Source organism: Sphingomonas sp. Leaf9 (genome assembly GCF_001421355.1).
In the GTDB taxonomy this organism is placed as follows: Bacteria; Pseudomonadota; Alphaproteobacteria; order Sphingomonadales; family Sphingomonadaceae; genus Sphingomonas.
In genome coordinates this window covers 199,368-219,147 of record NZ_LMKC01000001.1, presented here as the reverse complement: position 1 = coordinate 219,147, position 19,780 = coordinate 199,368, and the positions used below count along the sequence as shown (strand labels likewise).

Annotated in this window: 20 protein-coding genes and 1 other RNA gene; 15 read left to right on the top strand and 6 right to left on the bottom strand. The window is 66.5% G+C overall.

What is annotated here, in order from left to right:
• Window positions 1–71 precede the first annotated feature (71 nt).
• Both ASE58_RS01055 and ffs read left to right on the top strand, forming a co-directional pair.
• Window positions 72–488: a hypothetical protein gene (locus ASE58_RS01055; RefSeq protein WP_235513443.1), complete on the top strand. Its 417-nt coding sequence runs from the start codon at window positions 72–74 to the stop codon at window positions 486–488.
• A gap of 37 nt (window positions 489–525) precedes the next feature.
• Window positions 526–622, top strand: an RNA gene (gene ffs, locus ASE58_RS17325) — signal recognition particle sRNA small type.
• Here ffs and ASE58_RS01050 read toward each other — a convergent pair.
• The 3 genes from ASE58_RS01050 to ASE58_RS01040 all read right to left on the bottom strand — a co-directional run bounded on the left by ASE58_RS01050 (window position 621) and on the right by ASE58_RS01040 (window position 4,883).
• Window positions 621–1,922 (bottom strand): serine hydrolase, encoded by a 1,302-nt coding sequence (locus ASE58_RS01050; RefSeq protein WP_055817122.1) that lies wholly within the window; start codon window positions 1,920–1,922, stop codon window positions 621–623. The genes ffs and ASE58_RS01050 overlap by 2 nt on opposite strands.
• Before the next feature lie 69 nt (window positions 1,923–1,991).
• The gene (gene parE, locus ASE58_RS01045; RefSeq protein ID WP_055817121.1) at window positions 1,992–3,971 is read right to left on the bottom strand and encodes a DNA topoisomerase IV subunit B; all 1,980 of its coding nucleotides are present in this window, start codon (window positions 3,969–3,971) and stop codon (window positions 1,992–1,994) included.
• 162 nt (window positions 3,972–4,133) lie between these two features.
• Window positions 4,134–4,883 (bottom strand): GcrA family cell cycle regulator, encoded by a 750-nt coding sequence (locus ASE58_RS01040; protein WP_055817119.1) that lies wholly within the window; start codon window positions 4,881–4,883, stop codon window positions 4,134–4,136.
• A gap of 85 nt (window positions 4,884–4,968) precedes the next feature.
• Between ASE58_RS01040 and ASE58_RS01035 the strand changes: the two genes are divergently transcribed.
• The 7 genes from ASE58_RS01035 (at window position 4,969) to queE (ending at window position 11,180) form a co-directional block, all read left to right on the top strand.
• Window positions 4,969–5,805 (top strand): ABC transporter permease, encoded by an 837-nt coding sequence (locus tag ASE58_RS01035; protein WP_055760817.1) that lies wholly within the window; start codon window positions 4,969–4,971, stop codon window positions 5,803–5,805.
• Between the two features lie 99 nt (window positions 5,806–5,904).
• A complete protein-coding gene (locus tag ASE58_RS01030; protein WP_055817117.1) occupies window positions 5,905–7,095 on the top strand; it encodes an aspartate aminotransferase family protein in 1,191 nt (396 codons plus the stop codon).
• A 143-nt stretch (window positions 7,096–7,238) separates the two neighbouring features.
• Entirely contained in the window at window positions 7,239–8,156 is a 918-nt protein-coding gene (gene argF, locus ASE58_RS01025; protein WP_055817115.1) for an ornithine carbamoyltransferase, read from the top strand.
• A 183-nt stretch (window positions 8,157–8,339) separates the two neighbouring features.
• Window positions 8,340–9,254, top strand: a complete 915-nt coding sequence (gene hslO, locus ASE58_RS01020) for an Hsp33 family molecular chaperone HslO (protein WP_082467529.1) — start codon at window positions 8,340–8,342, stop codon at window positions 9,252–9,254.
• 22 nt (window positions 9,255–9,276) lie between these two features.
• Window positions 9,277–9,693 (top strand): hypothetical protein, encoded by a 417-nt coding sequence (locus tag ASE58_RS01015; RefSeq protein ID WP_156347552.1) that lies wholly within the window; start codon window positions 9,277–9,279, stop codon window positions 9,691–9,693.
• 153 nt (window positions 9,694–9,846) lie between these two features.
• Window positions 9,847–10,548, top strand: a complete 702-nt coding sequence (queC, locus tag ASE58_RS01010) for a 7-cyano-7-deazaguanine synthase QueC (protein ID WP_055817112.1) — start codon at window positions 9,847–9,849, stop codon at window positions 10,546–10,548.
• Window positions 10,545–11,180, top strand: a complete 636-nt coding sequence (queE, locus tag ASE58_RS01005; protein ID WP_055817110.1) for a 7-carboxy-7-deazaguanine synthase — start codon at window positions 10,545–10,547, stop codon at window positions 11,178–11,180. Before queC ends, queE begins: the two co-directional genes overlap by 4 nt.
• A gap of 7 nt (window positions 11,181–11,187) precedes the next feature.
• On the opposite strand, the gene ASE58_RS01000 is transcribed toward queE, so the two are convergent.
• Together ASE58_RS01000 and ASE58_RS18090 are read right to left on the bottom strand one after the other, a co-directional pair.
• Complete coding sequence (locus ASE58_RS01000; protein ID WP_082467527.1) at window positions 11,188–12,687, bottom strand: sensor histidine kinase; 1,500 nt, start codon at window positions 12,685–12,687, stop codon at window positions 11,188–11,190.
• Between the two features lie 91 nt (window positions 12,688–12,778).
• Window positions 12,779–12,952 carry a NepR family anti-sigma factor gene (locus ASE58_RS18090; RefSeq protein WP_162233494.1) on the bottom strand — a complete coding sequence of 58 codons (174 nt, stop codon included), beginning with the start codon at window positions 12,950–12,952 and terminating at the stop codon, window positions 12,779–12,781.
• Window positions 12,953–13,200: 248 nt separating this feature from the next.
• Here ASE58_RS18090 and ASE58_RS00995 point away from each other — a divergent pair, with 248 nt between their 5' ends.
• The 3 genes from ASE58_RS00995 (at window position 13,201) to ASE58_RS00985 (ending at window position 14,934) form a co-directional block, all read left to right on the top strand.
• The gene (locus tag ASE58_RS00995) at window positions 13,201–14,007 is read left to right on the top strand and encodes a response regulator (protein ID WP_055818078.1); all 807 of its coding nucleotides are present in this window, start codon (window positions 13,201–13,203) and stop codon (window positions 14,005–14,007) included.
• A 39-nt stretch (window positions 14,008–14,046) separates the two neighbouring features.
• On the top strand, window positions 14,047–14,184 hold the full coding sequence (locus ASE58_RS18165) for a hypothetical protein (protein ID WP_055760838.1): 138 nt from the start codon (window positions 14,047–14,049) through the stop codon (window positions 14,182–14,184).
• A gap of 114 nt (window positions 14,185–14,298) precedes the next feature.
• A complete protein-coding gene (locus tag ASE58_RS00985) occupies window positions 14,299–14,934 on the top strand; it encodes a sigma-70 family RNA polymerase sigma factor (RefSeq protein WP_055817106.1) in 636 nt (211 codons plus the stop codon).
• Between the two features lie 6 nt (window positions 14,935–14,940).
• On the opposite strand, the gene ASE58_RS17715 is transcribed toward ASE58_RS00985, so the two are convergent.
• Window positions 14,941–15,117, bottom strand: a complete 177-nt coding sequence (locus tag ASE58_RS17715; RefSeq protein ID WP_156347551.1) for a hypothetical protein — start codon at window positions 15,115–15,117, stop codon at window positions 14,941–14,943.
• Window positions 15,118–15,203: 86 nt separating this feature from the next.
• Between ASE58_RS17715 and ASE58_RS00980 the strand changes: the two genes are divergently transcribed.
• From ASE58_RS00980 to ASE58_RS00970, 3 genes are all read left to right on the top strand, one after another.
• Window positions 15,204–17,882, top strand: coding sequence for a bifunctional [glutamine synthetase] adenylyltransferase/[glutamine synthetase]-adenylyl-L-tyrosine phosphorylase (locus tag ASE58_RS00980; protein WP_235513442.1), 2,679 nt, complete (start codon window positions 15,204–15,206; stop codon window positions 17,880–17,882).
• Window positions 17,869–18,324: a peroxiredoxin gene (locus ASE58_RS00975; protein WP_055817102.1), complete on the top strand. Its 456-nt coding sequence runs from the start codon at window positions 17,869–17,871 to the stop codon at window positions 18,322–18,324. Before ASE58_RS00980 ends, ASE58_RS00975 begins: the two co-directional genes overlap by 14 nt.
• 246 nt (window positions 18,325–18,570) lie before the next feature.
• Window positions 18,571–19,755 (top strand): M23 family metallopeptidase, encoded by a 1,185-nt coding sequence (locus ASE58_RS00970; protein WP_055817100.1) that lies wholly within the window; start codon window positions 18,571–18,573, stop codon window positions 19,753–19,755.
• Window positions 19,756–19,780 lie beyond the last annotated feature (25 nt).

Genomic DNA, 19,780 nt, shown 5'->3' with positions numbered 1-19,780 from the left:
CGGGCGGAACGGCCCGCGTCAGTGTCGGTTCATTCGGGATATGCTACGGAGTCGATCTTGCTCCAGCCGGGATGACGATCATGCGCCTGTTCAACCTGCTCTCGATTGCCCTGGTCGCGGCCAGCGCGGCCCCGCTCACCGCACGCGAACGCGACAACGCAGCGGGGGAGGCGGCGCTGTCGCGGATCACCGAGCGGCGCGACGCCGGCAAGCCGGTCGACTGTATCAACCTGCGCGATATCCGGTCGAGCGAGATCGTACCGGACACCGCCATCGTCTATCGCATGAACAACGGCACGTTGTTCGTGAACCGGCCGCAGGGCGGCGGTATTCTCGACCGTGATGATATCCTGGTCACGCGCACGATCGGTACGCAATTGTGCCGGATCGATATCGTCAACCTGCTCGACCGCAATTCGCGGATGATGAGCGGATCGATCTCGCTCGGCGACTTCGTGCCTTACTCCAAGCTCCCGCCGCGTAATTGATCCCCTTGCGCCCGGCGGCCGCTTCGCCCATATGGCGCGCGGGAGTCGGGCGGACGATGCCGTCGCCAACCCGGTCAGGTCCGGAAGGAAGCAGCCGCAACGATTTCGCAGCGGGTCGTCCGGCTCCCACCTCTAACGCGGCGCGGCAAGTTCCAGCGCGCGGGTCACCAGCCCGGTAAATTTGAGCGTATCGACCTCGTGTGCGGTGTCGTTGACGCCTGCGGTCAACGCATGCCAGCTGCCATCCTGTGCCTGCAGCAGGAACGTCATGGTCAGCACGCCGGGCTCCGACCCGCCCTTATAGCCGACATAGCGCCAGTGTGACGATGCCTCGGCAATGCCGGGATTCTTCGACATGACAGCGCGCAGCTCTGTGCCTGCGGGACCGTCCATATGCCGGCGCAGCCAGTCCATCGCGCGGATCAGGTCGTTCGGGCTGGCGAACCATTCCAGCTCGGCAATCCGCAGCGGCTTGCCATTCTGGAACAGGTCGCGCGGGATCGCGGCGATCGGTGTGTTGCGCACCGGGCCGTCGAGAAATGCCCGCCGTGCCGCCCGGTCCAGCGATAGATAGCGGGTGCCGAGCGCCCCGCCGTCCACGCCCTTGAGCTTGAACAGCTCCAGCGCGCCGAGGAACGGCAAGTTGCGCGTGCCCCCATCGGTAAAGCCGACGACCTGCAGCATCGCCTCCACCTTTGCCCGGCCGAGGTGGAACAGCAGAATGTCGGTTGCGCTGTTGTCGCTGACCGAAATCATCCGCTCGGCCAGTTCTTTCAGCGGGATGCGCGTGCCCTTTGGCTGCTGGGCATAGCCGCCGCCGGGCAGGGCCGACCCGTCCAGCGTCACGACGTCGCTCCATTTGCGCTCGCGGGCCTCGATCGAGCGGACCAGTTCGGCGAGGATGACCAGCTTGAACGCCGAACCGATCGCGATGGGCGTGGTGGCGTTGCGAGTGCTGCTCGTGCGTGGCGGGCCATCGCCCAGCCGCGCCACGGCGAACACGCTGGTGCCGGGCAACGTCGCGAGTTGACCGATTACTTCGTCGATCGACTGGGCCGCCGGGCCGAGCGGCTCGACCCCTCGGGTCAGAAGGCCGGTGACACGATGGTCGCCTGCGGGGTCCAGCGCCAGGTCGGCCTTCAGCGTACCCCGTTCGTAGGGGATGCGGATATGGGCGGACCAGGCGCCGGTCGGCTCGATCGCACCGATCCCGGTGGGCTTGCCCAGCGCTTGGGCCAATTGCATGGCGATGGCGTCGAATTTCTCGCGCGGGACGGCGGCGCGAAACGACGGGGCGAAGGTCGCATCATACTCCCCCGCACCGCCCAGCAGCGCCAAGATCTCGTGGGCGCGGGTGTCGATCGTCGGTTCGGCCGGTCGTGCCTGTACCGCCGGCTGGGCAAGCGCGGCGAGCATCATCAGCATGGCGACCATCGATATCTTCCCCAAAACCCCTGTCGACGGCAGGTTGCGGCATCGGGGAAGGAGCGTCAATCGCGCCCGTCAGGCGTCGATTACCTCCTCGTCCAACCTTGCGGCATTTTCCTGGATGAAGGCGAAGCGGTGTGCGGGATTGGTGCCCATCAGGCGGTCGACCAGATCCTTTACCGCCGCGCGTTCCTCATATTCCTGCGGCAGGGTGATGCGGATCATGCTGCGGCTCTTCGGGTCCATCGTCGTCTCGCGCAACTGGCCGGGGTTCATTTCGCCCAGCCCCTTGAACCGGGAAACCTCGACCTTCTTGCCCCGGAACGCGGTGCGCTCCAGCTCGGCACGATGGGCATCGTCTCGCGCATAAAGCGACTTCGCGCCGACGGTCAGGCGATAGAGCGGCGGCTGCGCCAGATACAGGTGCCCGCGCCGGACGATTTCCGGCATCTCCTGAAAGAAGAAGGTCATCAGCAGCGTGGCGATATGCGCGCCGTCGACATCGGCGTCGGTCATGATGACGATGCGTTCGTAGCGCAGCGCATCGGGCTGGCAGTCCTTGCGCGTGCCGCAGCCCATGGCGAGGACCAGATCGGCGATTTCCTGGTTCGCGAGAATCTTGGCGCTGGTCGCCGAGGCGACGTTCAGGATTTTACCGCGGATCGGCAGGATCGCCTGCGTCTTGCGGTCGCGCGCCTGCTTGGCCGAACCGCCCGCCGAATCGCCCTCGACGATGAAGAGTTCGGTGCCGGTGGGATCGTCGGAGGCGCAGTCGGTCAGCTTGCCGGGCAGGCGCAGCTTGCGCGACGAGGTCGCGGTCTTGCGCTTGACCTCACGCTCGGCCTTGCGCCGCAGCCGTTCGTCCATCCGATCGAGCACGAGGCCGAGCAGCGCCTTGCCCCGATCCATATTGTGGCTGAGGAAATGGTCGAAATGGTCGCGCACCGCCTTTTCGACCAGGCTCGCGGCCTCGACGCTGGTCAGGCGGTCCTTGGTTTGGCTCTGGAACTGCGGATCGCGGATGAAGACCGACAGCATCAGCTCGCAGCCGACCGTCACGTCGTCGGCGGTCATGTCCTTGGCGCGCTTGTTGCCGACCAGATCGGCGAAGGTGCGCAGGCCCCGTACCAAGGCCTGCCGCAGCCCCTGTTCATGCGTCCCGCCATCGGGCGTCGGGATGGTGTTGCAATAATAGCTGTAGCTGCCGTCGCTCCACAGCGGCCACGCCACCGCCCATTCGACGCGACCTTGCTCGCCGGGGAAATCCTGCGTGCCCGTGAAGAAATCGGCCGTCGCACATTCGCGGCCGCCGACCTGCTCGCGTAAATGGTCGGCAAGGCCGCCGGGAAACTGGAACACCGCTTCGGCCGGCACGTCGGTGCCTTCGACCAGTTCGGGCGCGCATTTCCAGCGAATTTCGACGCCGGCGAACAGATAGGCCTTGGATCGCACCAGCTTGTGCAGCCGGGCGGGCTTGAACTGGAGGTCCGCGAAAATTTCGGTATCGGGCGTGAACGCGACCAGCGTGCCGCGCCGGTTGGGCGCGGCCCCGACATGCTCCAGCGGGCCGATCGTCTGCCCTTGCGAAAAGCGCTGGCGATAGAGCTGCCGGTCGCGGGCGACCTCGACCACCGTATCCACCGACAGCGCGTTCACCACCGAGATGCCGACGCCGTGCAGGCCGCCCGATGTCGCATAGGCTTTCCCGGCGAACTTGCCGCCCGAGTGCAGCGTGGAGAGGATCACCTCCAGCGCCGATTTGTCGGGAAATTTCGGGTGCGGATCGACCGGGATGCCGCGCCCGTTGTCGATGATGGTCAGCCGGTTGCCGACGTCCAGCTGCACCTCGATCCGGGTCGCATGGCCCGCGACCGCTTCGTCCATCGCGTTGTCGAGGACTTCGGCGGCAAGGTGGTGCAGCGCGCGTTCGTCGGTGCCGCCGATATACATGCCGGGCCTGCGGCGAACCGGCTCCAGCCCCTCCAGCACCTCGATCGAGGAGGCGTCATAGGCGGGCGGGGTGGGGATGTTCGCTTCGAACAGATTGTCGGCCATGGCGGGCGTATAGAACGAAACGGGGCCATCCGCAAAGCGGGGGGTGGGGGGAGAATGATCGGCGGGCATGGGCTTCGCCCATGCCGTCGGTCGCGGCTGTGGGCCGCGCCGGCCGTGCTGATCGCTGGGGGCGCGGCCGAGCTTTCGCTCGGCCTCGCGCGATCAGCGAACCCGCGGCCCACCATAAGGCAGCGGCGGCGGCGGACGACGGTCGCGGCGGGGCAGCTGCGCCTGATACGCATGGCCGCAATGATCGACGCAATAGGGGAAGCCAGGGTTCACCTTGTCGCCGCAAAAGTGGAAGTCCGGCTCGCCCGGATGCCCGATCGGCCATTTGCAAATACGGTCGTTCAGGTCGAGTAGCGTCGTCTTGCCCGCAATCGCATCGCTCGGCCGGGCCGGCACCAGGCGGCGCGGCGGAGCGGGGGTCAGCGGCGCGCTCTGCTCGCCCGGATTCTGGCGCAGGAAACCGCCGGGGCCGACCGAGCGCATGACCGGTTCGGCGCGACGCGGCGCGGCGACCGGTGCGTCGTCATCCTCTTCCTCGGCATCATCCGCCTGATCTTCTTCAGGAAGCGGGGTGAACGGGTCGTTCTCGACCGGCGCAGCTGCGACGGGTTCAGGCTTCGGCTCGAGCGCAGGTGCCGGCTTCGGAGCGGGCGGCGGCGGCGGCGGGGGAGCGGCGACGACCGGTGCGGGCTCCGGAGCGGCGGGCTTGGGCGCGGGTGCCGCTGCCTTGGCCGCGTCGTTCGACTTCACCGGCGACGGGCGCGACTGCAGGCCCAGGCGATGCGCCTTGCCGATCACCGCGTTGCGGCTGATCCCGCCCAGTTCCTCGGCGATCTGGCTGGCGGTCATGCCCGATTCCCACATCTTGGCCAGGGTCGCGATGCGTTCTTCGGTCCAGCTCATGCCCGTATTCGTCCTTCACTTCGTCATTCGCGCAAACGACCATGATCCTTGCCGCCACGCGCGCCAGCGATTAGGCGACACAGCCATGCAGGAACAATCCCCGTCGCGCGCAAAAATCATCATCGCCGACCCCGGCGTGCCGGTCATCCGGAACGTGAACTGGGGTGGGCTGCGCACGCTCTATATCAAGGAGGTGCGCCGTTTCTTCAAGGTGCAGCTTCAGACCATCTGGGCACCGGCGGTCACGACGCTGTTGTTCCTCGTGATCTTTTCGGTCGCGATGGGCGGGGCGGGGCGCAGCGTGCTGGGCGTGCCGTTCCCTGATTTCGTCGCGCCCGGCCTGATCGCCATGGCGATGCTGAACAACGCCTTTGCCAATTCCAGCTTCGCGCTGCTGGTCGGCAAGATTCAGGGGACGGTAGTCGATTACCTGATGCCGCCGTTGTCGACCGGCGAGCTGTTGGCGGCGCTGGTCGGGGGCGCCGTGACGCGCGCGTTCCTCGTCGGGATCGTGTTGTGGGGGGCGATGCTGCTCTATCCGGGCGTGCACGTGATGCCGCGCCATCCGGGCGCCGTACTGTGGTTCGGGCTGTTCGGATCGACCTTCCTTGCGCTGGCCGGGGTGATGACATCGATCTGGGCGGAGAAGTTCGACCATGCCGCCGCGATCACCAATTTCGTGATCGGGCCGCTGACGCTGTTGTCGGGCACCTTCTATTCGGTCGAGGCGCTGACGCCGACCTTCCGCTCGATCAGCCACTTGAACCCGTTCTTCTACATTATTTCTGGCTTCCGCTACGGATTCCTGGAGCGCGCCGATTCGCCGGTGCTGCTCGGCGGCGCGGTGATCCTCGCGGTCGATGTCGCGATGGCGATCGGCTGCTACGCGCTGTTGCGCTCGGGGTGGAAGCTCAAGAATTGACGAATCCGCATCAGGGGCGGTACAGCGCCGCTCCGGGCGGCCGGCATGGCCGCCTTTTTGCGTTTTGAACGCCGATATTTCTCATGAAGGAGCAGTTCGATGACGACCCCCGCGCTCATGCCCGTCTATCCACGGTGCGGCGTGCGTCCGGTCCGAGGCGAGGGCTGCTATCTTTATGGTGAGGACGGCGCGCAATATCTCGACTTCGCCGCCGGCATCGCCGTCAATGCGCTCGGCCATGGCCACCCGCATCTGACGAAGGCTATTCAGGAGCAGGCCGCGACGCTGATGCACGTCAGCAACCTCTACGGCAGCCCGCAGGGCGAGGCATTGGCACAGCGGATCGTCGACCACAGCTTTGCCGACACGGTGTTCTTCACCAATTCGGGCGCCGAAGCGGTCGAATGCGCGATCAAGACCGCGCGCCGGTTCCATTTCGCCAACGGCAACCCGGAGCGGCACACGCTCATCACCTTCAACCAGGCGTTCCACGGCCGGACGCTTGGCACCATCTCGGCCACCAACCAGGCCAAGATGCGCGACGGGTTCGAACCGTTGCTGCCGGGCTTCGGCTATGCCGAGTTCAACGATCTCGCCGGCGCGCTGGCGCTGATCGACGATCACACGGCCGGGTTCCTGGTGGAGCCGGTGCAGGGCGAGGGCGGCCTGCGCACCGCAACGCCCGAATTCCTGACCGGCCTGCGTAAGGCGTGCGACGAACATGGCCTGTTGCTGGTGCTGGACGAGGTGCAGTGTGGCTATGGCCGCACCGGCACGCTGTTCGCGCATGAACAGTACGGCGTGACGCCCGACATCGTTTCGGCGGCGAAGGGCATCGGCGGCGGCTTCCCGTTCGGCGCGTGCCTCGCGACCGCCGAGGCGGCCAAGGGCATGGTGTTCGGCACGCACGGGTCGACCTATGGCGGCAACCCACTGGCGATGGCGGCGGGGCAGGCGGTGCTCGATGTGATGCTCGACCCCGCGTTCTTTGCTCATGTGAAGGCGATGGGCGACCGGCTGCGCTCCAGCCTCGAACAGATGATCCCGAACCACGACCATCTGTTTCAGGAGGTGCGCGGCATGGGGCTGATGCTCGGTTTGAAGCTCAAGTCGGACAGTCGCCGTTTCGTGGCGCACCTGCGCGATCATCATACCCTGCTGACGGTGGCGGCCGGCGACAATGTCGTCCGCATCCTGCCGCCGCTGGTGATTGATGAGAGCCATATCGCGGAAGCGGTGGAGAAATTGTCGGCCGCCGCGCGGGTCTACGTGCCGGTCGCCGACGATTGATTGAATTTCCTCCCCGGCACGGGGAGGGGGACCATGCGAAGCATGGTGGAGGGGGACCGCCCCGAAACGCAGCGCCGGTGGAGCACCCCCTCCACCGTCCTGCGGACGGTCCCCCTCCCCAAAATGGGGAGGATTTACCCGATATGCGCCATTTCCTCGATCTCGCCTCGGCCGGTGCCGATGGCATCGCCGCCATTTTGAACGACGCGCTGGATGCCAAGGCCGCGCGCAAGGGCTGGCCGAAGGGCCGCGCCGATGCCGATGCGTCGCTCGCCGGCCACACGCTCGCCTGCGTGTTCGAAAAATCCTCGACCCGGACGCGCGTGTCGTTCGACATGGCGATGCGCCAGTTGGGCGGATCGGCGCTGGTGCTCGACGCCGGCACGTCGCAGCTGGGTCGCGGGGAGACGGTGGCCGACACCGCCCGCGTCCTGTCGGGCTATTGCGACGCGATCATGGTGCGCACCGACGACGCGGCCAAGCTGGACGAGATAGCGCGCTATGCGTCGGTGCCGGTCATCAATGGTCTGACCGACCATTCGCATCCGTGCCAGATCGTCGCCGACCTGTTGACCGTGATCGAATCGGGCAAGGCGCTGCCGGGTCTGAAATGGGCATGGCTGGGCGACGGCAACAACGTCCTGCACTCAATCGTCGAGGCGGGCGCGCTGATGGGCTTCGACGTCGTGGCCGCCTGTCCGGAGGGCTATGACCCCGACCCGGCGGTGATCGCGGCAGCGGGCGGTCGCGCGACCATCACCCGCGATCCGGTGGCGGCGGTGCGCGATGCCGACGTCATCGTCACCGACACCTGGATCTCGATGGGACAGGCCCATGCCGAACAGAAGCTGGCAGCGATGGCCCCGTATCAGGTCGATGCCGCGCTGATGGCTCATGCGAAGTCCGATGCGGTGTTCCTCCACTGTCTGCCGGCCCATCGCGATGAAGAGGTGACGACCGAGGTCATCGACGGCCCGCAGTCGTTGATTTGGCCGGAGGCGGAAAACCGCCTGCACGCGCAAAAGGCGATCCTGCGCTGGTGTTTCGGCCTGGTCGGCTGAGCACTCGATCAGTGTCGGCCCGTTCTGCCGGGCGGTTCGCGTGTCCCATCTGGGGCGCGAGCCGCCCGGTTTTTGCATGTGCGAACGCGGGGGGCCTCAAAGCGCTTGCGAAACGCGGCGCGCGCTACCATGTGAGTGATCGATCACAGTTTGCCCGAACATGAGGGCAAGAGGAGCTTTCGTTTGTCCGATACCGTCCGCCTGCCCGACCTCGACCGTGCGATCGGGTTCACGCTGCCCGACCATCACGCACGCGGTCGCGTCGTGCGGTTGGGGCCTGTCGTGCAGTCGATCCTTGCCGCCCATGCCTATCCGGCGCCGATCGAAAAGCTGCTGGCCGAATCGCTCGCGCTGACCGCGCTGCTCGGCTCGACGCTGAAGGATGCCGAGGGACAGTTGACGCTGCAGGCGCAGACGCAGGGCGGGATCATTCGCCTGATGGTGTGCGACTACAAGAATGGCGAACTGCGCGGCTATGTCGATTACGACGCCGATCGCCTGGCCGAACTGGGCGAGGACCCGTCGCTGTTCGCGCTGTTCGGGCAGGGGTATCTGGCGATCACCTTCGACCAGGTGACGTCGGGCGAGCGGTATCAGGGCATCGTGCCGCTGGACGGGGAATCGATCGCGCAGGCGGCGGAAAGCTATTTCCTGCAGTCCGAACAGATCCCGTCGCTGGTTCGCCTCGGCATCGGCGTCGACGACAATGGCCAACGGATTGCCGGCGGCATCTTCCTCCAGCATCTGCCCGAGGGCGAGGAAGGGCGCGAACGACTGCACGTCCGGCTCGACCATCCTGAATGGCACCATGTCGAGGCGCTGGGCGCGACGATGGGTGCCGACGAACTTGCCGACCCGATGCTGCCGCTGGAAACGCTCGTCTGGCGCCTGTTCAACGAAGAGCGTGAGGTCCGGGTGCTCGCCAGCACGCCGCTGTCGCGCGGCTGTCGGTGCGACCGCGACTATATCGCGGGGGTGATTTCGCGCTTCCCGACCGAGGAGCGGGCGGCGATGGCCGATGAACAGGGCATCATCACTGTCGATTGCGCCTTTTGCGCGACGAAATTTCCGCTCGCGCTGTCCGACATAGCGGCCTGACGCGACCAGGGGGGAAGGCATCATGGGGGGAAGTTTGCGGTGGGGGCTGGCGGTGGCGCTGGCCATCGCATGGGGAGCGGTTGCGCAACCCGCCGCCGCGCCGTCGCTGATGGCGATGCAGCCGGTGGCCACCGGTCAATGGTCGCTACGCAGTCCCGGATCGGCGGAGGCGGCGCGCGAAAGCTGCATCGCCGACACCGCCGTGCTGTTCCGCCTTCGCCTGCGGGCGGCGCAGTGTAGCCGGTTCGTGATCGAGGACACGCCGCGCATCGCCACCGTCCATTATACCTGTCCGGGCGCGGGGCACGTCCGTACGACAATCCATGTCGATACGCCTCGTGCGCTGCGGATAGAGAGCGAGGGGATCGTCGATGGCATGCCGTTCGCCGATGCGTTCGAGGCGCGTCGCGTCGGCAGTTGCGGCGGGCGCGGCCGTTAAGCGCATGTTTAACCCCGATCGGATATTAGCAGGACATGTCCTTACGGGCATGCATGTGATCCCTAAGCATGGAACCCCTTCGGGCCGCCGCTGTGCGGCCCGTCCTTTGTCGGGCGGTTGCCCTTATGGCACGAAGGGCTTAGCGAGCGCAGCATGACGAATACTCCCCTCAGCGTGGTGCTGGTGTCGGGTGGACTGGACTCGATGGTGTCGGCGGCGCTGGCGCGAGAGGCAGGCCACCGGCTGCTGGCGCTTTCGATCGATTATAACCAGCGCCATCTGGTCGAACTGGCGGCGGCGCGGCGGATTGCCAAGGCGCTGGGCGCCGAACGCCATGTCGTATTGCCGCTCGACCTGTCGACCTTTGGCGGATCGGCGCTGACCGATGCATCGATTGCGGTGCCGAAGAGCGGCGTCGAGCCGGACGTGATCCCCGTCACCTATGTCCCGGCACGTAATACGATCTTCCTCAGCCTGGCGCTCGGCTGGGCCGAGGCGGCGGGCGCGCGGGACCTGTGGATCGGCGTCAACGCGCTCGATTATTCGGGCTATCCCGATTGCCGCCCGGACTTCATCGCCGGGTTCGAGCGGCTGGCCGAACTCGCCACCCGCGCCGGTGCGGAGGGCGACCGGTTCCGCATTCACGCACCGCTGCAACACATGACCAAGGCCGATATCGCGCGCGAGGCGGATCGGCTGGGAATCGATGCCGGCATGAGCTGGTCCTGCTACGACCCGGTCGGCGACCTGCATTGCGGCCGTTGCGACAGCTGCCGGCTGCGCGCGCGGGGCTTTGTCGAGGCGGGGCTGCCTGATCCGACGCGCTATGCCGAGCGGCCCGACACCGGCCTATGACCTATTCCGTCAAGGAGATGTTCCTGACCCTGCAGGGGGAGGGGGTGCATGCCGGGCGTCGCGCGGTGTTCGTGCGCTTTGCCGGCTGCAATCTGTGGACCGGGCGCGAGCAGGATCGTGCCACGGCGATCTGCCGCTTCTGCGATACCGATTTCGTCGGGACCGATGGCGTGGGCGGGGGCAAGTTCGCTGATGCCGACGCGCTGGTTGCTGCGGTGAGCGTCTCATGGGGCAGCGGTGACGTCCGCCGCTTCGTCGTGCTGACCGGTGGCGAGCCGATGTTGCAGATCGACGATGCGCTGGTCACCGCGCTGCACGACGCAGGATTTACCATCGCGATCGAAAGCAATGGCACGATCGCGGCGCATCCCGGGATCGACTGGATCTGCATCAGTCCCAAGGCCGGTAGCGAGGTCGTGCAGCGGCAGGGTGATGAACTGAAGCTCGTCTGGCCGCAGGACGGCATCGACGTGGATGCGATCGAGCAGTGGAACTTCGCGCACCACCTGATCCAGCCGATGGACGTGGTGGGGATGGAGGAAATCCACCGCGACGCTGCGATCGACTTTGCGATGGACCGGCCGAAATGGCGCCTGTCGCTGCAGACGCACAAGCTGCTCGGCCTGCGCTGATCCCGCGTCAGCCCGCGCGGGCGGCGATGGTGATCTCGTAGGCCCCGGTCAGTGGATCATGGTGCAGCGGCGCGCGCAGCTGACGCGACAGGCCGAGGATGATCCGGCCATAGCGGCTGGCGATCAGCGCTTCGAGGTCCTCGCTCTCGACCAATGCCGGTGAAGTCGTGCGCAGGACGGCGGTGTCGGTACCCACGACGTGGCGCAGCGAGACGCCGACCTGCGCCTGCGGGTTCACCGATACTGCCAGCTCGATCAACTCGGTCAGCAGGAACGACACCGCGACCGCGACATCCTGCGTCACCAGCACCGATTCAACGTTCAGCGTGATGCCGAGCTTGGTCGCGGTGCCCGACGCGGTGGCCCGGATGTTCGACGCCAGCTCGCCGATGACCGATTTCAGTTCCAGCCCGCGATTTTCCTCCATCTCGGCATAATGATGCCGATGGACGACTGCCAGTGCGTCGACCCGCCGCTGAATGGTGGCATAGGCATCGGCCGCTGCTTCGCCGTGTGCGCTGCGGGCATGAAAATTGATAAGGCTGGCAATGACCTGCAGGTTGTTCTTCACGCGATGATGCACTTCGCGCGTCAGCTTCGTCTGGCGCACCAGCCCGTCGGCCATCGATTGTTCGTGGCGTTCGACGGTATGGGTGAGTTCCTGGAACGTCTCGCCCAGATCGGCGATCTCCTGCGCCGGCACCGCGCCCAGATTGACGTCCGCCATGGGGGAGCCGGGGCGATAGCGTTCGATATCGTCACGCAGGCGACGTAGCGGCCGGATGAGCAGGCGATCGACCACGAACCAGCCGATGCCCGTCGCCGCGATCCACATGACCAGCGGCAGCAGCATCGCGATGATCGCCGACGACGTGAATGGCGCACGGCGCACGGCCATGGAAAATGCCAGGTCATCGATGCCGAGTGGAATGTCGACCCGTTCGCGCCGGTCGATCCCGCCCTGTGCCGCCAGTTGCGACAGGATCAGCTCGGAATCGGTGCCATGCAGCAAGCCGCCTTCATAGGGCGAGGCGAAGCCGCTTGGCTGTGCCAGTTCGCGGAGCATCGTGACCGGGAAAAACGCAACCGCCCGTGCCGAACTGACGCCACTAATGTCGAGCACTAGCCCGGCATCGGGAACGACCTGCGCCCGGACACCGCCGGCATCGGGCGCTCCGGCCATCCGCACCGGAATGGCAGTGCCGCAGACCAACCGGCCATCGGCGGAATAGATGCCGAACCGCGCGCCGACCGATGTCTGCTGGGCGAACACCCCCTCGACCCGCGCACAGCTGGGCGAATTGGCGGGATCGGTCGACATGGCTGTCATCGCCACGCGCAATGCCGTCATGTCGCCGACGAGTTCGATCGCCAGCGCGCGTGACGCTTCCGTCGCCGCGACACGCAACCGCGCGCGCAGATCGACATCGGCGACCCGCGATGTCTGCAACGTAGCGAACAAGGCAATCAGGGCCAGCGGCAAAAGCGCGGCGCTGAGGATAAGCATCAGTTTTGCGCCGGTGGGCGCACGGCGCAGGGCGGCGGCCGGACTCGGCGGCTTCCGCCGAACAGGGGTGGATGTCGTCACACCCTGTGAGCTATTTCAGCTTGCTCAGCAAGTCGAGCATCTCGTCCGGCACGGCCTCGCTCGCGGCGTCATGATAGACGGCGCGCAGCGCGTTGCCGAGGTTCGACGAATCCTTCTTGTCCGATGAAGGCGCCGCTGCTGGGTTCGCGCTCGACTGCCGCGCCGCCTTTTCACCATCCTTCACGAAGCAATGCCTTCCCCCGATACCCGGACCATATTCCCGGTACGAAACTGTCAAATCATGTGCCCGACGGCTTCAAGGCTACCTTGGCTGGGCGCGTCTGGGCGGACATGAAACTAAAGACGCGCTCGTTGGTTCCATGACCTGACGCGAACTCGGGGGAGGCGTCTTCTCCTTGCCGTTTCGTGGCCGTTTTTAAGATTTGCGTCGTCGGCAATGCCGGTGGCGTGCCGAAGGAGAATTACCTGATCATGTCGCTCGGACAGCAGCTCGCGCCGCACCTTCCCTTCCTCCGGCGCTATGGCCGTGCGCTTACCGGCAGCCAGACCGAGGGCGATCAGTATGTTCGTGCGACGCTGGAAGCGATCGTTGCCGCGCCGGAAGAATTTCCGCGCGAGGTCGATCCCCGGCTGGGACTGTATCGCACGTTCCAGGCGATCTGGGCATCATCCCAGCCCGAGGCATTCGGGGCGGCCAGCGCATCGGGAACCGATAACGAGGCGATCGCGCAGGCGCGGCTGGCCCGGATCGCCCCGCTGTCGCGTCAGGCGCTTCTGCTGACCGCGATGGAAGGCTTCACGACCGAGGACGCCGCCTATCTGATCGAGGCGAGCCCCGATGAGGTCGAGGAACTAGTCGCCGAAGCACTGCGCGAAATCGAACAGCAGACCCGGTCGCGCGTGATGATTATCGAGGACGAGCCGCTGATCGCCATGGACCTCGAACAGATCGTTCGCGATCTGGGCCATGACGTGACCGGCGTGGCGGTAACCCGCGACGAGGCGGTCGCGCTGGCGATGCAGGACCGGCCGGGGCTGGTGCTGGCTGACATCCAGCTGGCCGACGACAGCTCGGGTATCGACGCGGTGAAGGATATCCTGTCGGAATTCAACGTGCCGGTGATTTTCATCACTGCCTTCCCCGAACGCCTGCTGACCGGTGAGCGGCCTGAACCGACGTTCCTCATCACGAAGCCCTTCCAGCGCTCGACGGTGAAGGCAGCGATCAGCCAGGCGCTGTTCTTCGACGAGGCGACCGTGCCGGAAACGGCCGCATAACGGTACGGACCCAAAACGAACCTCGGGGGTTTATAGGCGATGGCAGACGATAATGACCGCATCCATGTCAGCGCCACCGAGGCGCGGGCCGGCGCAACGCCCGGGGTCACCCGCTATGTGCTGGCGATATCCCTGATCGCGGCGATCGCGGTCATGGCGTACATCCTGCTGACCTGATCCCCGCCGTTGCGCGCCGTACCATCCGGCGCGCAGCGGCTGGCATTCCGCCAACGCCAACCCTATGTTCGGGTCTGCCCCACACCGGGCCGACTGCGTATCGAACGGATAAGAATGACTGAATCCGATATTAGCGAGGGCGTGGCGGGCGAGGTGCGGGAGCATGTCGCGTTGCCTGACCCCGAGTTTAAGAAACAGCTGGCACAGGTCATTCCGCACCTGCGCGCGTTCGGCAGGTCCTTGTCAGGCAGCCGCGATCTGGCCGATGATCTGGTGCAGGAAACGCTGTTGAAGGCATGGGCCGCGCGCCAGCGGTTTCAGGCCGGCACCAACATGCGCGCTTGGACGTTCATCATCCTGCGCAACCTGTACCTGTCCCAGATGCGTCGCGCCCGGTTTAAGGGCGAGTGGGACGATCTGGTGGCCGACCGCATTCTTGCGGCACCGGCCAGCCAGGATCGCCATGTCGAATTGGCCGACATGCAACGCGCGCTGCTGCACCTTCCGCAACCGCAGCGTGAGGCGCTGATCCTCGTCGGTGCCGGTGGCTTCGCGTACGAGGAAGCTGCCGAAATCTGTAACGTGGCAGTCGGCACCATCAAGAGCCGTGTCGCACGCGGCCGCGTCGCACTGGAAGCGTTGATGACGGAGGGCAAGCTGCCCTCGCGCGCGGAACAGCCTGATAATAATGGCCAGACCGTGCTTGATACGATCATGGGCGAAGTGGACGACCTCAGCCGCGAACGCTGAGGTCGCTTATTGCTCGGGCAGATCGTCGAGCGACTGGAGATACTCCCGCCAGTTCGTCGGCAATGCCGCATCCTGACGATACACCTGCCGAAGCGCGTGACCCACGCCGTCGCCCGGATTGGGCGGACGCACGACCTGCCCCGCGAAGGGGCGTTTGCCGGGGGAGGGAACATGCGGTGCCATGTCCTTCCAACGACCGCTTGAGCGTTTCGTTTCATGCGCTTAACCGATAGGTATCGCAGTCCGTCGCATCGATGCCGGGGGAAGTGATGCAGTTATCGTCCGATCTGTTGGCGCGCGTCCGTGCCGGTTCGCCGTTCCTGTCGACGCTGATCGATCGCGAAGCGGACTTCCTTACCCGCATCGATGGATTTGATGGCGACGTCCTTGCCGCGGTGGCCGCCGAACCGGATATGCCGCTGGCGAGGCAATTGCGGGTCGAGCGACGCCGCCTCGCGCTGCTGGTCGCGCTGGCCGACCTTTCGGGTGCCTATGACCTGACGCGCGTCACCCGGACGCTCAGCGACTTTGCCGATCATGCGCTGCACCGCGCGATCGAACAGGCGATCGAGGAACGGACGCCGGGGGCCGAGCTGATCGGTTTCGCGGCGATCGGGCTTGGCAAACAGGGCAGTCACGAACTCAACTATTCGTCCGATATCGACCCGATCCTGCTCTACGATCCTGTCATCCTGCCCCGTCGCGAAAAGGATTCGCCGGCGGAGGCGGCGGTGCGCATTGCCCGACGCGCGGTCGAACTGCTCCAGTCGCGCGACGGCGATGGCTATGTCCTGCGGGTCGACCTGCGGCTGCGTCCCTCGCCGGAGGCCACGCCGATCGCGCTGCCGGTCGACGCCGCCGTTTCTTATTACGAATCGGCGGCCTTGCCGTGGGAGCGGGCGGCATTCATTCGCGCCCGTGCCGTTGCGGGGGATCTGGCGCTGGGCAATCGCTTTCTGGAAGCGATCCGGCCGTTCGTGTGGCGTCGCGCGCTGGATTACGGCGCGATCGGCGAGATCCGTGAGATCACTCGCCGCATCCGCGAACATTATGCGCAGGGACAGGCATTCGGTCCCGGCTATGACCTGAAGCGCGGACGCGGCGGCATTCGCGAGGTCGAATTCTTCGCGCAGGTGCATCAGTTGGTGCATGGCGGCCGCGATCCCGCCTTGCGAGCGCCGGCCACCCGGGACGCACTGGCCGCGCTCGCGACCAGTGGGCGCATCACCGCCGACGAAGCCCGCGCGATGGACGCCGCCTACACCCTGTTCCGCACCATCGAACATCGGCTGCAAATGGTCGACGATCGGCAGACGCACAGCCTCCCCGATCAGCCCGAAGCGCTCGATCGAGTAGCGCGGCTGCACGGCGTAGGCGACGCTGCTGCGCTGCTCGAATTGTTGGCGCCACATGTCGCGGCGGTCGGCGCGATCTATGACCGGCTCGACGGGGCGACCACCGCGCGCCTGCCGGTGGACGCGCAATCGCTGGCGGAGCGGCTGGAGGCGCTGGGCTTCGCGTCAGGTGAGCAGGGTGCGCGGCGGATCGCCGACTGGCGCGGTGGGGGGTATCCGGCGTTGCGCAGTCCGGCGGCCCGTGCCGCGCTGGAGGACAGCCTGCCCGGACTGGTCGCCGGCCTCGCCACGGCAGCCGATCCGCAGGCCGCGCTGTTGCGGCTCGACGCGATGCTCGCGCGGTTGCCCAGTGCCATCAACCTGTTCCGCCTGCTCGAAGCGCAGCCGGCACTCGCCCGCCTGCTCAGCACGATCCTGTGCCACGCACCGACGCTTGCAGAGGCGCTGGCCCGGCGCGCGGTGCTGCTGGATGCGTTGATCGACGCGCGCGCGTTGGAGCCGGTCGGCGATGTCGACGCGCTGGCCGCCGAGATGCAGGCGCGCGGTGGCGACGGTTATGAGCGGCTGCTCGATCGCGTCCGTGATGTCGTCAACGAAAAGCGCTTCATGCTGGGTGTGCAGGTCGTGGCAGGCACCAGCGACCCGCTTGCGGTGGCGGCGGGCTATGCGCGCGTCGCGGAGGCGGCGGTGCGGGTTCTTGCCGCCGCCACCATCGCGGAATTCGCGCAGCGTCATGGGCATGTGCCGGGCAGCGAACTAATCGTGCTTGCGCTGGGCCGGCTGGGCGGCGGCGCGCTGACCCATGCTTCGGACCTCGACCTGATCTATTGCTTCACGGGCGATTTTGCAGCGGAATCGGATGGGGAAAAGCGGCTCGGCGCAGTCCTATATTACAACCGCCTTGCCCAGCGATTGACGGCGGCACTGTCGGTGCAGACCGCCTCCGGGCCGCTCTACGAAGTCGATACCCGCCTGCGCCCGTCGGGTGCGCAGGGGCCGCTGGTCGTCTCGCTCGCGGGGTTCGAACGCTATCAGCGGGAGGATGCGTGGACGTGGGAGCATATGGCGCTTGCCCGCGCGCGGCCGATCGTCGGGTCGGTCGAGGGGCAGGCGCAGGCCGCCGCGATCATCGCGCGGGTGCTGGGCGGTGACCGGCCGCAGCGCGACGTCACGGCGGAGGCGGTCGCGATGCGCGCGGAAATGGCGCGGCATAAACCGCCCGTGGGGCCGCTCGATGCAAAGCTCGTCACGGGTGGCCTCGTCGATCTCGAATTCGCCGTCCATGTCACGCAACTTACGACCGGTCGCGGCCTGGTGCCGCAACTGGGCGCGGCGATCGATGCGCTGGCGGGGGAGGGGCTGCTGCCCGACACCTTGCGGTCGGCGCATGATTTCCTGACCCGCCTGCTGGTGACGATGCGGCTGGTCGCACCTGACGGACAGGTGCCATCCGACGCAACGCAACCGATCGTGGCGGCCGCGCTTGGCTGTCCCGACTGGCCGACGGCGCTTGCCCGGCTGGATGCGGTGCGGCAGACGGTCGGGGCGGTTTGGCAAGGCATTGTGACAGGAGCGCAGGATGGAAATCGGTGACACCCTACCCGGTGGTGAGCTGACGGCTGCCGACGGCACCCGCTTCACGCTGGCCGATCGCATCGGCCGTCCGCTGGTGCTGTATTTCTACCCCAAGGCCGACACGACCGGATGTACGCGGGAGGCGCAGGATTTTTCGGCGCTGATGGACGATTTCCGCGCGCGGGGAGCGTCGGTGATCGGCATCTCGCGCGACACCCCGGCGAAGCTCACGCGCTTTGCCGCCAAGCACGGGCTGGTCGTCGAGCTAGCCAGCGACGAGGACGGATCGGTGTGCGAGGCGTTCGGCACCTGGGTCGAAAAGCAGATGTACGGCCGGAGCTATATGGGCATCGAGCGGGCGACATTCCTGTTCGACGCGGCGGGCAAATTGGTACAGCAGTGGCGCAAGGTAAAGGTCGCGGGACACGCTGCGGAAGTGCTTGCAGCGCTGCCGGCGTGAGCCGGGCGAATCGATTGCAATCCGGCGATTTGCCGACCGAATATTCCCAGCATGGCTCTATGGTTAAACGGCTCGCCGTGCCTGTACGGCGGTTTAACGCGGGGGGAGGGGCCTGCGCTTGCGTGCCGTATCAAAAGTCCGGCAAGTGCAGCCTCGGTCAACGCGGTGGGGCATGCCGTAAAGACATTGGGGTTCATCGTTCGTGTCGGCTCGTCCGGCGCGCAAACGCTCGGATAGCGGGACAGAATGTCGATTACCTCCGTATTTAAAAACAACGTCGCTCCGATCGCGGGGTTCCGTTCGATCTTTCGGACCCGTCATTTTATCCTGCACGATGGCAAGCAGCTGCGCCGCCATACGATTTCCGGCCGAAACCAGGCCGCTGCCGCCGGTCTCGCCGCCGTCACCATCGCTTTTTCGGCCTATGGCATGGGGCAGGCGACGGTCGGCACCGCGATAGCGGGTGCGGTGGCCGGCGATGACAAGGTCGCAGTGATGCAACAGCAGGTCGACGCGATGCGCGCCGATGTCGCCCGGCTCCACGCCGATGCCCGTGCCCATGCCGAACGGCTCGACAAGCGCCAGGCAGCGCTCGCCGCGGTACTGACCGGATCGGACGATGCCAAGGCGCTGGCGCTTGCCGCGCTTGAACAAAAGCCGGCGGGCGCCACCAACAGCGTGACCCGCCCGTTCGACCGCGTGGCCCGGCACCAGGCGGCAATGGCGGCGCAGGCAAAGGCGATTGCCGATGCGCGCTATGCCCAGACGGCGGGATCGCTGCGCAAGCTGGGCCTGAACCCGCGCCGGGTGATGCCGGCGATGGGTGGCCCCTATGAGCCGGTCGACGCCGCCACCGCCGCCGCGGCGGCTGCCGGTGCCGCCACTGCCGATGCGCAGGCCGACGCCCAGTTCCGCGCCTTGTTCATGAGCTGGAAGAAGCTCGACACCATCGAACAGGCCGCGATTTCAATCCCGTCCTATCAGCCGGTGCAGAGCCTTTCGTTCACCAGCAATTTCGGGGTCCGTTCCGATCCGTTCCGTGGCACCGCCGCGATGCATGCCGGGGTCGATATTCCCGGCCCGACCGGCACGCCGATCTACGCTACCGCCGACGGCATCATCTCGCGCGCCGAACGTGCCGGCGGCTATGGCAATCTGATCGAGGTCAACCACGGCAAGGGCATCGCCACCCGCTACGGCCATTTGTCGAAGATTCTCGTTCGCGACCATGAGCGCGTGAAGCGCGGCCAGATGATCGGCCTGATGGGATCGACCGGCCGCTCGACCGGTAGCCATCTCCATTACGAAGTCCGTATCGACGGGTCGGCGGTGAACCCGGCGCCGTATCTGCAGGCCGGGCAGCTCGCGATGGCAGCCGACCGTGCGCAGCGCCAGCGTCTGGCGATGGGTGGCCCCGCCGTCGCGGAGTGACGCGGACGCGACGACCGTTGCCGTC

Excerpts from the sequence above, each read along its gene's own strand:
- ASE58_RS01055 (WP_235513443.1), top strand. The coding sequence starts at position 72 with ATGACGATCATGCGCCTGTTCAACCTGCTCTCGATTGCCCTGGTCGCG.
- ASE58_RS01050 (WP_055817122.1), bottom strand. The coding sequence starts at position 1,922 with ATGGTCGCCATGCTGATGATGCTCGCCGCGCTTGCCCAGCCGGCGGTA.
- parE (WP_055817121.1), bottom strand. The coding sequence starts at position 3,971 with ATGGCCGACAATCTGTTCGAAGCGAACATCCCCACCCCGCCCGCCTAT.
- ASE58_RS01040 (WP_055817119.1), bottom strand. The coding sequence starts at position 4,883 with ATGAGCTGGACCGAAGAACGCATCGCGACCCTGGCCAAGATGTGGGAA.
- ASE58_RS01035 (WP_055760817.1), top strand. The coding sequence starts at position 4,969 with ATGCAGGAACAATCCCCGTCGCGCGCAAAAATCATCATCGCCGACCCC.
- ASE58_RS01030 (WP_055817117.1), top strand. The coding sequence starts at position 5,905 with ATGACGACCCCCGCGCTCATGCCCGTCTATCCACGGTGCGGCGTGCGT.
- argF (WP_055817115.1), top strand. The coding sequence starts at position 7,239 with ATGCGCCATTTCCTCGATCTCGCCTCGGCCGGTGCCGATGGCATCGCC.
- ASE58_RS01015 (WP_156347552.1), top strand. The coding sequence starts at position 9,277 with ATGGGGGGAAGTTTGCGGTGGGGGCTGGCGGTGGCGCTGGCCATCGCA.
- queC (WP_055817112.1), top strand. The coding sequence starts at position 9,847 with ATGACGAATACTCCCCTCAGCGTGGTGCTGGTGTCGGGTGGACTGGAC.
- queE (WP_055817110.1), top strand. The coding sequence starts at position 10,545 with ATGACCTATTCCGTCAAGGAGATGTTCCTGACCCTGCAGGGGGAGGGG.
- ASE58_RS01000 (WP_082467527.1), bottom strand. The coding sequence starts at position 12,687 with ATGCTTATCCTCAGCGCCGCGCTTTTGCCGCTGGCCCTGATTGCCTTG.
- ASE58_RS00995 (WP_055818078.1), top strand. The coding sequence starts at position 13,201 with ATGTCGCTCGGACAGCAGCTCGCGCCGCACCTTCCCTTCCTCCGGCGC.
- ASE58_RS18165 (WP_055760838.1), top strand. The coding sequence starts at position 14,047 with ATGGCAGACGATAATGACCGCATCCATGTCAGCGCCACCGAGGCGCGG.
- ASE58_RS00985 (WP_055817106.1), top strand. The coding sequence starts at position 14,299 with ATGACTGAATCCGATATTAGCGAGGGCGTGGCGGGCGAGGTGCGGGAG.
- ASE58_RS17715 (WP_156347551.1), bottom strand. The coding sequence starts at position 15,117 with ATGGCACCGCATGTTCCCTCCCCCGGCAAACGCCCCTTCGCGGGGCAG.
- ASE58_RS00980 (WP_235513442.1), top strand. The coding sequence starts at position 15,204 with ATGCAGTTATCGTCCGATCTGTTGGCGCGCGTCCGTGCCGGTTCGCCG.
- ASE58_RS00975 (WP_055817102.1), top strand. The coding sequence starts at position 17,869 with ATGGAAATCGGTGACACCCTACCCGGTGGTGAGCTGACGGCTGCCGAC.
- ASE58_RS00970 (WP_055817100.1), top strand. The coding sequence starts at position 18,571 with ATGTCGATTACCTCCGTATTTAAAAACAACGTCGCTCCGATCGCGGGG.